This is a genomic window from Holdemania sp. (assembly GCF_986127675.1).
Genome location: NZ_CFQZWI010000091.1, coordinates 1 through 11,246, shown reverse-complemented (window position 1 = coordinate 11,246; position 11,246 = coordinate 1). Strand labels below are relative to the sequence as shown.

Sequence of the window (11,246 nt, the reverse complement as noted above, 5' to 3'; positions counted from 1 at the left end):
GTAAATACCCGTGGTTGGATTTTCACCAACTAGATGTATGCCATGCCCGGCACACAAACAGAAAAGGAACGGTTTCCCGCTCCTTTCTGGACTGATCACGTTGAGATCGGTCGTTATTTGTTGTTCTGACGATTGCTCTGGTTGTTCTGACGGTCAGACTGGCGCTGACGATCAGACTGGTGCTGACGGTCATTGTTCTGCTGGAACTCGTTTTCCTGCGAGAATTCAGAGCGGTATTCGTTGTTCTGACGGCTGTTTTCCTGATTGTTCTGACGGTCAGACTGGCGCTGACGATCGGATTGATGCTGACGGTCGTTGTTCTGCTGGAACTGGTTTTCCTGCGAGAATTCAGAACGGTACTGGTTGTTCTCACGGCTGTTGCTCTGGTTGTTCTGACGATCGGACTGGTGCTGACGATCGTTGTTGTTCTGCTGGAACTGATTTTCCTGCGAGAATTCAGAGCGGTACTGGTTGTTCTGACGGCTGTTTTCCTGGTTGTGCTGGCGGTCAGACTGATGCTGACGGTCGTTGTTGTTCTGGCTGTACTGGTTGTTCTGATTGTTCATGATTTCCATCTCCTGTCCAAATTCGGTGGCATGCTTGCAAATTTCTTTTTGCTTCACATTTTGAAGATACTCGCTTTTGCGTTCGACCAGGGCTTCCTGGTAATCGGCGCCCAACTCGTAAGCCATCTCATACTTGTAATCGTTCTGGCTTTTCCGGGAAGGACACTGATACTCGCGTTTACGATAATCCATCATTTTTCTCACCTCAATAACAGTATGGCTGTCTTTGTCAGAAGACATTCAGGTGAAATCAAAACGAACGCTTGGGAAGAAATGGAAAAAGCCGGGGTCCTTCACGACTCCCCCGGCTGAATTAGAAAGCTTATGCTTCATTTATATCTATTTTGTTTAAAACAGGTCGTCTTCCTGCGGCGTTGCGGGTGTGACGACGACGGTTTCCATTTTCTCAATGCACTCGTCGATCAAGGCTTCAAAATCCCAGCCGGCTTCCATCTTTTCCGCTTTTTCCGGATGCGGCTTGGTCACCGGATTCTTCGGGGTAAAGATCGTGCAGCAGTCTTCAAATGGCAGAATCGACGTTTCATAGGTGTTGATGCGGCGGGCCACGTCGATGATTTCCAGCTTATCGTAGGTGACGACCGGCCGGATTACCGGCATGTCGATGACATGATTGATCGTCTGCATACTTTCCAGCGTCTGCGAAGCGACCTGCCCGATGCTTTCACCGTTGACGATCGCCAGGCATTTGTATTTCTGCGCGACCCGCTCGGCAATCCGATACATCATCCGGCGCATGATCGTGATCGCGTAGCTTTCGTCGCAATGCTTGTAAATCGCCAGCTGCAGATCGGTAAATGGAATGATATGCACCTTGATGCTGCCCTGGTATTTCGAGATGATCCCGGCTAAGTCCAACACTTTTTTCTGAGCGCTGCTGGAGGTATACGGCGGGGAGGCATAGTGAATGCATTCGATCTCCACGCCCCGCTTCATCGTCAGGTAGCCGGCGACCGGCGAATCGATGCCGCCGGAAAGCATCAGCAGTGCTTTGCCGCCCATGCCGACCGGATAGCCGCCGGCGCCTTTGACGGTATCGGCCATCACATAAGTAAATTCCTCGCGGACCTCAATCCCGATCCGCAGATCCGGGTGGTGGACGTCGACCTTCATTTCGCTTTCCTTCAAGATTTTCGTCGCGACGGCACGATTGATCTGATCGCTGACCATCGGGAATTTCTTATCATGACGGCGGGTTTCGACCTTAAAGGTCCCCTGGCCGCGTTCCATCGCCACCTGATAGCCGGTTTCCACCATCGCGTCGAGACCAGAACGGATTTTCAGGCAGAGGGAAAATGAACTCAGGCCGAAGATTTCCTTCAGAATCGCGCAGATTTCCTCCGGTTCCGTTCCATGCAGGTGAATATATAAGCGGTCAAAGGTCCGCTCATACGTCAATTTGTCATAAGCGCTTAACGAGGCGCGGATGTTGTCGGTCAGCTTTTTGATAAAATCCTTACGGTTTTTACCCTTGGTCGACAATTCGCCATAACGGACTAAAATGTGATCATAGTGAATGGGTTCCATATTTATGTAATATCTCCTTCAGTTCCCGCAGAAATCGATCGACTTCTTCCGGCGTGTTGCGGCTGGAAAAACTGCAGCGGATGCTTGACAGTGCCCGCTTATCGCTCATCCCCATCGCCTTGAGGACATGGGATGGCGTTTTGGACTTGCTGGAACAGGTGCTCTGCGCGGAAACGCAGATATTCCGGCTGTTAAGCGCGTTCATCATGACTTCCGACGGGATCGTTTTGCATGAGAAATTTAAAATTGCGCTGACGCCGTCGTCCGGACTGTTAATTTCAATCTCAGGCAGCTGGGCCAGCCCTTCGCGCATCCGCCGATTCAGCTGACGGGTCACCATCCGGTACTGCGTCTGTTCTTCCAGAGCCAAACGCAAAGTTTTGGCCAGCGCGATGTCGGCAATGGAATTGGCCGTGCCGCCGCGCAGTCCCTGTTCCTGCTGACCGCCGCTGATGATCGGCACCAGATTCACATGCTGCTTCTTCATCAAAAAGCCGCTGCCCTTCAAGCCCTCAATCTTATGCGCGGAAAAGCTTGCCAGATCGACCTGGCTCAGATCCAGATCAATTCGCTTCAGCGCCTGAACACAGTCGATATGAAGCAAAGCGTGGCTGTTTTTCCGGACGATCTTTTTAATGGCTTCCAGCGGCATGACGCTGCCGACTTCATTATTGACCGCCATGATCGAAACCAACGCCGTTTTCTCGCTCAGCGCCTGCTCAAGTTGATCCAGACGGACTACGCCGCGTTCGTCGACGTCCAGCCAGGTCACGTCAAACCCGAACACCTCTTCCAGCTGGCGCATCGCGTTGGCGACACTGGAATGTTCGACCTTCGTCGTTATCAGATGGTTTTTCCTGCCCATCGCGGCAAACGCCGCGCCCTTGATCGCCATGTTGTTGGCCTCGCTGGCGCCGCTGGTAAAAATAATTTCATGCGGCTGCACTTTCAGAAGAGAAGCAATCTGCGTGCGGCTTTTTTCCATCAGGCGGGAAATTTCCATCCCTTCATCATACAAAGATTCGCTGTTGGCGAACGATGTTTCCAACAGCGAGTTGACCAGTTTGCGGACTTCCGGATGCACCGGCGTCGTACTGGCGTTATCAAAATAAATCGCGTTATCAGGCAGCACTTTGCGCATTCTCCTTTATCAGCTTCTCATACGACCCCGGATGGATTCGTTCAATCGTCGCCAGCGCCACGGTCAGCGCCTGCGTGTATTCGCCATTGCGGAAGCACAGCTCGGCCCGGGTCAGCTCGGAGTCGATATCCGGATACGTCGAACGGTATTTATTCCCGAAAACAATCGTATTCTCCACCATGATCGCCATGGCGACAAGGTTGTTCACATTGTTGTACAGCTTGTAAATATAATCGATCGCGTCGTTGAGCGTGGCGTTCATCAGCTGCACATTGAGCGGCGTATCGGTTAAAAGATCTTCAATCGAGCGGACATATTCGACAGCCCGCGCCAGATCACCTTCATAGGTGGCGGAAATCGCCGGCAGTTTGTTCTTGCGGATTTTGACCTGCATCTCATTCATGATCAGCTGCAGCTTCAGCAGCTGCTTCTTCCCCCGGGCCTCGTCGCTGCAGGCGCTGTCCAGCCGCGCTTTCAGCTGGTTGACCTCAGTCAGCACGGCGTCGGCTTCCTGCTGAAGCTCTTTCAGGGAAATCAAAATCGTCGAAGCCGGAACGGAATTGCCTTTGATCATCTGCATGATCTTGACGCGCATATCTTCGATTTCAATGATCCGCTGCTCGCGCAGTTTAATCTGATCACTCAGATCCTCGATCCCAAACCGCACGGAAACCTTCGCCATCAGCTGGCGGACATACTGACTGTTTTCTTTCAGCTGCAGCACGGTCTTTTCTGCTTTTTCCTCAGCCTGACGCATTTCGTCATAGCTCTGGCCTTCTTTTTCAATCTGCGCCAACAACTGACTGAGCCGCTTTTTATCCTCGTCCAGATGCGCCCGGATATGAACGGCTGTCCCCTGCTTCAGTGCAGCCAGATCTTCTTTCAGCGTCTCGCTGATCACTTCCAGATTGCGCGGCACTTCCAGATGGTGCAGATAAACGCCCTTTTGTTTCTGCATCGAATAACTGCGCGAAACCTCGTCGATCAAATTCGGAATCAGTCCGCGCGCTTCCTGAAGCAGCTGCGGCAGGTTATTAATGATATCGGTCAGATCGCCCAGCGCTTCGCGGATTTCTACCAGCTCTTCCGAAGCTTTTTCAAACTCCGACGCATACATCCACTCCTCAAACGCCGAGAACATTTTCTCCGTCGCGGCGATCCGGTTTTCTATTGTCTCCCAACAGAACGACAGCTGCGCGCTCTTTTCCTGCGCCTGCAGCTTCAGCGTCCGGAATTCTTCCTTCATCTGCGTGACTTCCGCCCGCTGCGCTGTTTCCTTTTCGAGAATTTTATCCAGGAACGCTTCCAGCTGATGGACCTGTTCCTCGCCCAGCTCCATCATGTTGTCCAGATCGTCCAGGTTGATGCGCGCGTCTTTCAGCTTACCGACCAGAACCATGTCTTCCGTGTCCGCCAGCATCTGCGCGATCTGCTTCAGATTGGCCTGCGCCAGTTCAAAATCATCCTTGCAATGCGTGACCTGCGCCATCGTCTCCTGATTGACGCGAGCAATCGCCACGGCTTTGTTCAGCTTAAACGGCAGCGGCACGCTCTTGATCGAGTTGTACCGGACTTCCAGCTCCGACAGCTGCGCCTTGCAGTTTTTAATCTTTACCTTTCGCACGATGAACCAGATTATAAAAAGAACAAGAATGACCACCATGGCGATGATCACTTCTTTTCGTGTCAGAATTTCCAGTACCTTCTCCAACGCATACCACCTCTTAGTTCTTATTTTATCATAAAGCGACAAACTCTCATAGGTTAAAATCAAGTTTTTGACAACTTCTTATTCCCGATGGAAAACGCCGCAAAGTCCAACTTTTCTTATCATTTAAAGGATCAGTTCCATCAGAATTTCATCATCGTCCCGCTCGCCGGTTTCCGTAAAGCCCAACGACCGATACAATCGCGCCGCGGCCTGATCTGCCTCACGGTAACATAAAACAACGCGTTTTAGCCGGCGTTCACGCAGGCTTTGCAGCAGCAGCTCCATCGCCTTCCGGCCATAGCCCCGGCCCTGAAACCGCTGATCAATAAAGAATTGATCAAGAATGACCGTTGTTCCCAAATCTGTTTCCCGCGTCATTATCAGACCAAGTTTGTCTGTTCCTTCCTCGATCAGACTTACTTCGCTGTTTTGATGGCGATACGCATAAGCGCGAGCTAAAATCATCGGCGCGCTGCTCAAATATCCGCTTTGTTCCGGCGTCACGCTCAGACAGCAGGCCTGACGGTAATTGTGTTGATCGATCGTTGTAAATTGCATCTTTTTCCCTCCTGCCGCCGGTTTGAATTTCCCTGCGGCGCTCATTTTTTCATTATAAACTGCCCCTCGCTCACAATTCAACTCCGATTCCTGCAAAACGCCTTTATCTAAAGGGATTTATTTCATTTTTCGATTGACAGGGAGCGAAGAAATCTGCTATACTTACCTAGCGTTTAATAATAGCAGCTTACAAAGTTGCGCAACCGGCGTTGGTACTGGAATTCTTTCCAGAGCAGAAGTAACTTGCTGCTTCAAGCGAAACTGCCGTCTACCAACACCCTGCGTCAATGATTTGTACCTGTTGTTGTTTTATGTGCCATAAAACACACAAGGAGGAATTGAAAATGGCAAGAAATACTGGACCAGTTTGGAAAATTTCCCGTCGTCTGGGCTTCTCGATCCTGGAAACAGGCGAGGAACTGCAGCGCCGCACTTATGCGCCAGGTCAGCACGGACCGACAAAGCGGATTAAGCTGAGCAACTACGGCACGCAGCTGCGTGAAAAGCAGAGAATCAGAAACATGTATGGCGTTAACGAACGTCAGTTCGCGAACACTTATGTGAAAGCAGAAAAGATGGCTGGCGTTAAGGGTCACAACTTCCTGTGCCTGCTGGAATCCCGTCTGGATAACATCGTTTACCGCATGGGCTTCGCCAGAACTCGCCGCGCTGCCCGTCAGTTAGTCAACCATGGTCATATCCTGGTTAACGGCAAGAAGGTCGATATCCCTTCCTTCACGGTAAAGCCGGGTTCTACGGTTGAAGTTAAGGAAAAGTCCAAGTCGATGGCCTGCATCGCCGATGCGCTGGAAGCAACGCTGAACACACCGGCTTTCGTTACCGTTGATAAGGAAAACAAAAAGGGCACCTATGTCCGCCTGCCGGAACGGAACGAACTGAATCAGGAAATCAACGAACTACTGGTTGTCGAATACTACAACCGATAAGTCAAAAGAAGCCTTCTAGCAAGGCTTTTTTTGTATTTTCGCCTTGTTTTTCAAGCGGCATTCCGCTACACTGAAAATAGAGAAAGAAGGCAAACGTATGGGTGAATTATCAAAGCTGCCGAATCTGGGAAAAGAATTGGAACGCCAGCTGAACGAAGTCGGAATCACCACCGCGGATCAGCTGATCGCGCTGGGCGCCCAGCAAGCCTGGTTAAAAATTAGGGCTGTCGATCCTTCCGCCTGTATCCACCGCTTGTACGCGCTGGAAGGCGCGATTCAGGGCATAAAGAAAAGCGAGCTCAGCCCCGATAAGAAGGCCGAGCTCAAAGATTTTTATTCTGTCTACAAATAAGCGTCAGGCGAATTCTTCGGAATTCGCTTTTTAAATCAGAAAGCGAAGATAGTCCAGATCGACCTGCATATAGCCGACTACGCCTTGTCCCAGATCGACTTTAATCCACTTGTAGCCATCTTCCAGAACCGTGGCGCTGATTAAATCCACAGGCAAGCTTTCACCCGGGCTCAGCTCCGCGATCACGGTTCCTGAAATCACGGCATTGCGCACATAATAGATGTTGCGGCGGCCGACGCCGTGCACGACCTGCACCGTAACATACGGATTAATCCACTGAATATCCTGTCCCCCCTCTTCGTTCTCGCCGATAATCACCGGATAGTTTTTATACGCGGTATTCAGATCACAGCGGCCGGGCACGCCGGGCACAGATCCGCTGCTCGTATATTGCCACATCCCGCAGGGCAGCGACGGTCCGTTGACATTCCATTGGGCCAGCCACAGATCGTAGCGGTCCAGCTCGCTCAAGATCAGCTTGTTAAGAAACCAGTCCAGACTTGCGTAAACCATCGGATAGAAGCCGGCTTCTTCTATTTTCTGGCAGGTGTAGCGGCAGATTTCAGTATTCAGCGCTTTGTTATACAGTGTTCCGTGGCGTTCTTTATAACCGTCTGCATCTTCCATGTCGATTGCGACCGGCATGCGTGGAGAAAAATGCCGGGCCAGCGCGATCAACTTTTCGGCCTCACGCATCATCTCGGATTCGTTTAAAGCATAGCTGTAATGATACAGTCCGTATGGCAGCCCCGCGTCGTTGCATTTACGCACATTCTCACGAAAGCGTAAGTCTTCAACGAAGTGACCCCAGCTTGACCGCAGCATCACCGCTTCCACGCCAGACGCCCGGACCTGCCGAAAATCCACATTTCCATCATACTGACTGATGTCGATGACTTTCATATTGTGTCCTCCTTTCTTCCCGGATTGTCCGGTAATCCATTTTATTCACGGAGAAGAAGGCGCTCTGGCGCATGTTCCTAAACAGTTGAAACAAAAAAGGTGCGGTGAATATCTTTACGATATCCGCCACACCATTTTATTGATCACGCCCACGTAGCTCTGAATAATCTTCACCACTTTCGTGCTTACATTTTCTTCAACATAATCCGGGACCGGAATTCCGTAATCCCCGGACAGATTCATCTGTACTGCCGTATCGACTGCCTGCAGCAGCGACTTTTCATCAATTCCTGCTAAAACAAAGCAGGCTTTATCCAAGGCTTCCGGTCTTTCCGTGGATGTCCGGATGCAGACGGCCGGAAATGGATGGCCTATGCTGATAAAGAAGCTGCTTTCCTCCGGTAATGTGCCCGAATCCGAGACCACCGCAAAGGCATTCATCTGCAGGTGATTGTAATCATGAAAGCCTAACGGTTCATGTTGAATCACCCGCGGATCGAGCTGAAAGCCTGACGCTTTCAAACGATTGCGGGAACGCGGATGACAGGAGTACAGAATCGGCATATCATATTTTTCCGCCATTTTATTAATCGCGTTAAACAACGAAAGGAAATTCTTTTCCGTATCCAAATTCTCTTCCCGGTGAGCGGAAAGCAGAATATAGCGATGCGGCTGCAAGCCCAGCTTTTCTAAAATCGTCGAGCTTTCAATTTCACTCAGATTCTGATGCAGCACTTCCGCCATCGGCGATCCGGTTACATAGACGCGCTCTTTCGGCAGACCGCATTCATGCAGATACTTTCGCGCATGCTCAGAATACGCCAGGTTGACATCGGAAATGATATCGACGATCCGGCGGTTTGTTTCTTCCGGCAGACATTCGTCTTTGCAGCGGTTCCCGGCTTCCATATGGAAAATGGGAATATGCAGACGCTTGGCGGCGATCGCAGATAAACAGGAATTGGTATCTCCCAGAATCAATAACGCTTCCGGATGAATTTGACTCATCAGCTTGTAGGAACAGTTGATGATGTTGCCTACGGTTGCGCCTAAGTCGTCCCCTACCGCATCCATATACACTTCCGGATCCGCGATCTTCAGGTTTTCAAAGAAGATCCCATTTAACGTGTAGTCATAGTTCTGGCCCGTATGGGCTAAAACCACATCAAAATATTTCCGGCATTTGTTGATCACCGCCGCCAGCCGGATGATTTCCGGCCGCGTGCCCACGATGATTAAAAGCTTAAGTTTTCCGTTATCCTGAAAATGGATAGAAGAATAATTGGTTCTGATTTCACTCATTCTGCTGCCTTCCTCCCTACTTCTTCAAAAAAGGTATCGGGTTGCTCCGGGTTAAAGATTTCATTGCACGTCATCACAGTAACCAGATTTTCAGTTTCTGACAGATTGATGATGTTGTGCGTCCACCCGGGAATCATATAGACGGCTTCTATCTTCTCACCTGACACTTCAAATTCAACAAGTTCCCCGGTATGAATATTCCGTTCCTGAATTAAGCCATGACCCGCTACGACAATGAACTGTTCCCATTTGCTGTTATGCCAATGCTGCCCTTTTGTAATGCCAGGTTTACTGATATTAATACTGACCTGACCGCAGTCCAGCGTATGCAGGAGTTCCGTAAAGCTCCCGCGTGCATCACAGTTCATCTTCAGTTCATACTTAAATTTCTCCGCCGGAAGATAAGTTAAGTATAAACTATACAATTTCTTCGCAAAGGAGCCTTCCGGAATTTTAGGCATCATTAACGTCTCCGGCTGCGCTTTGAATTGTTCCAGTAAATCGACAATCTCGCCCAGGGTAACCTTATGCGTCACAGGCACGCAACAATAACGTCCGGCTTCTTTTAGAACCGTTTCTACTCCGTCAAATTCACAGTGCTGTTCTTTTCCTTCCAGAAGATCAAACATGCCTTCGATCAGATCATCAATGTAAAGTAATTCTAATTCTGTACTTCTGTCATTCACAGTGAACTCTTCATCATTCGCCACAGCCCAGCAGAACGTCGACACCGCTGAATTGTATTTAGGACGGCTATGGCCCATTAAGTTCGGAAACCGGTACACCGCGACTTTGGCTCCCGTTTCTTCAGCATACTGAAAAAACAGTTCTTCGCCTGCTTTCTTACTTTTGCCATACTCCGATTCCCCAAACCTTCCAGCCAGCGTCGCCTGAATCGAAGAACTCAGCATGATCGTCGCGTTGTTCTGATGTTTTTTCAATAATTCCAACAATGTCGATGTAAACCCAAAGTTTCCCAACATGAATTCAGCCGGATCCTGAGGCCGGTTGACGCCTGCCAGATGGAATACAAAATCAGCTTTTTCACAGTACAGTTCTAATTCTTCTACCGTAGATTCCCGATCATATTCATAGATCTCATCGACCTTCAATCCCGGCCGAGTTCTATTTTTATTTTCTTTGATATTCTTCAGATTGGCAACCAGAGCTGTTCCTACCATACCCTTAGCGCCTGTAACTAATATGTTCATTCCACACCGCCTATCACGTTGATATTGTACTATTTGTTTAAATGGGATTCAAGGAATTATTTTTGTACCATCCTCTATAAAAGTCTAAAGATTCGTTTTTATACCTTATTGTTTATTATATCCCTGGCCAATATTTATATCAGCTATTCAATAAGGAAAACCGTTTAATCTCACCCCAATAAAACGCTGGTATATCCCTTTTCTTTTACCGGTTTAAGCCCTACATTATAATAAATTCTTTTCAATTTCCTGATTTCTATTATTAAATTGATATAAATTATTAACAATCTCTAGTCCAATTCCAATGTCATCTCATAAATAATTAATTCACAAAATATTATCAACGACTCATTTTCTGTTATGAACGGTTATTCAAAAAAGAACTTTCTAACACCTTGAAGTAACAAAAAAGGGCGGATTTCTCCGACCTCTTTGCATTAGATCACTTCAGGATTTTCAATCACGTGCAGAACATATTGCCCATTCTCCACGTCCACTTTCATCGTGCAGTTGCCCTCGTTGCCCCGTTCAATCATCTTACGGGCAATCAAGGTTTCAATCGTTCTCTGGATATGCCGCTTCATCGGCCGCGCTCCGAAGACCGGATCCACGCCCAGCTCAACGATCTTCGCCTTTGCCGCGTCGGTGACTTCAAGCGCAATATCCTTCTTCGCTAACCGGCCAGCCAGTTCATGCAGGAACTTATCAGCGATCTTGATCAGCACTTCATTGTTCAAGGCATTGAAGACGATGATCTCATCGATCCGATTGACGAATTCCGGTTTGAAATACTTATGGACTTCGTCCATATACCGGCGGTTGCGTTCTTCCTTATCGCTGTCGAACGCATATTGTGAGCCGAGGTTGCTGGTCATGATGATCAGCGTATTCTTGAAGTCGACGGTGACGCCCTTGTTATCGGTGATCCGACCGTCGTCCAGGATCTGAAGCAGGATGTTGAAGACATCCGGATGAGCCTTTTCCACTTCGTCCAGCAGCACGAAGATCGG

The 11,246-nt window shown here is 49.2% G+C and carries 11 protein-coding genes; 2 read left to right on the top strand and 9 right to left on the bottom strand.

Features of this window, described 5'->3' with window-relative positions; all coding sequences use genetic code 11:
* Positions 1 to 113: 113 nt before the first annotated feature.
* The 5 genes from AC5OW4_RS12165 to AC5OW4_RS12145 all read right to left on the bottom strand — a co-directional run bounded on the left by AC5OW4_RS12165 (position 114) and on the right by AC5OW4_RS12145 (position 5,521).
* Positions 114 to 758 (bottom strand): hypothetical protein, encoded by a 645-nt coding sequence (locus AC5OW4_RS12165; RefSeq protein ID WP_072684268.1) that lies wholly within the window; start codon positions 756 to 758, stop codon positions 114 to 116.
* A 156-nt stretch (positions 759 to 914) separates the two neighbouring features.
* Complete coding sequence (gene thiI, locus AC5OW4_RS12160) at positions 915 to 2,111, bottom strand: tRNA uracil 4-sulfurtransferase ThiI (protein ID WP_072684267.1); 1,197 nt, start codon at positions 2,109 to 2,111, stop codon at positions 915 to 917.
* On the bottom strand, positions 2,092 to 3,252 hold the full coding sequence (locus tag AC5OW4_RS12155) for a cysteine desulfurase family protein (RefSeq protein ID WP_072684266.1): 1,161 nt from the start codon (positions 3,250 to 3,252) through the stop codon (positions 2,092 to 2,094). The genes thiI and AC5OW4_RS12155 overlap by 20 nt, the downstream gene beginning before the upstream one ends.
* Positions 3,233 to 4,963 (bottom strand): septation ring formation regulator EzrA, encoded by a 1,731-nt coding sequence (locus tag AC5OW4_RS12150; protein ID WP_072684265.1) that lies wholly within the window; start codon positions 4,961 to 4,963, stop codon positions 3,233 to 3,235. Before AC5OW4_RS12150 ends, AC5OW4_RS12155 begins: the two co-directional genes overlap by 20 nt.
* Before the next feature lie 123 nt (positions 4,964 to 5,086).
* On the bottom strand, positions 5,087 to 5,521 hold the full coding sequence (locus tag AC5OW4_RS12145; RefSeq protein WP_072684264.1) for a GNAT family N-acetyltransferase: 435 nt from the start codon (positions 5,519 to 5,521) through the stop codon (positions 5,087 to 5,089).
* 344 nt (positions 5,522 to 5,865) lie between these two features.
* On the opposite strand from AC5OW4_RS12145, the gene rpsD reads away from it, so the two are divergent.
* Together rpsD and AC5OW4_RS12135 are read left to right on the top strand one after the other, a co-directional pair.
* Entirely contained in the window at positions 5,866 to 6,468 is a 603-nt protein-coding gene (rpsD, locus tag AC5OW4_RS12140) for a 30S ribosomal protein S4 (RefSeq protein WP_072684263.1), read from the top strand.
* A 97-nt stretch (positions 6,469 to 6,565) separates the two neighbouring features.
* Positions 6,566 to 6,820, top strand: coding sequence for a TfoX/Sxy family protein (locus AC5OW4_RS12135; protein WP_039864335.1), 255 nt, complete (start codon positions 6,566 to 6,568; stop codon positions 6,818 to 6,820).
* 30 nt (positions 6,821 to 6,850) lie between these two features.
* Here the strand turns inward: AC5OW4_RS12135 and AC5OW4_RS12130 are convergent, their stop codons facing one another.
* The 4 genes from AC5OW4_RS12130 to AC5OW4_RS12115 form a co-directional block, all read right to left on the bottom strand.
* Entirely contained in the window at positions 6,851 to 7,723 is an 873-nt protein-coding gene (locus tag AC5OW4_RS12130; RefSeq protein WP_072684262.1) for a GH25 family lysozyme, read from the bottom strand.
* 114 nt (positions 7,724 to 7,837) lie between these two features.
* Positions 7,838 to 9,025: a non-hydrolyzing UDP-N-acetylglucosamine 2-epimerase gene (gene wecB, locus AC5OW4_RS12125; protein WP_072684261.1), complete on the bottom strand. Its 1,188-nt coding sequence runs from the start codon at positions 9,023 to 9,025 to the stop codon at positions 7,838 to 7,840.
* Positions 9,022 to 10,236, bottom strand: coding sequence for a polysaccharide biosynthesis C-terminal domain-containing protein (locus tag AC5OW4_RS12120; protein ID WP_072684260.1), 1,215 nt, complete (start codon positions 10,234 to 10,236; stop codon positions 9,022 to 9,024). Before AC5OW4_RS12120 ends, wecB begins: the two co-directional genes overlap by 4 nt.
* A gap of 437 nt (positions 10,237 to 10,673) precedes the next feature.
* Positions 10,674 to 11,246 (bottom strand): AAA family ATPase (locus AC5OW4_RS12115; RefSeq protein ID WP_493677016.1); only part of this gene is annotated, 573 nt, incomplete at its 5' end.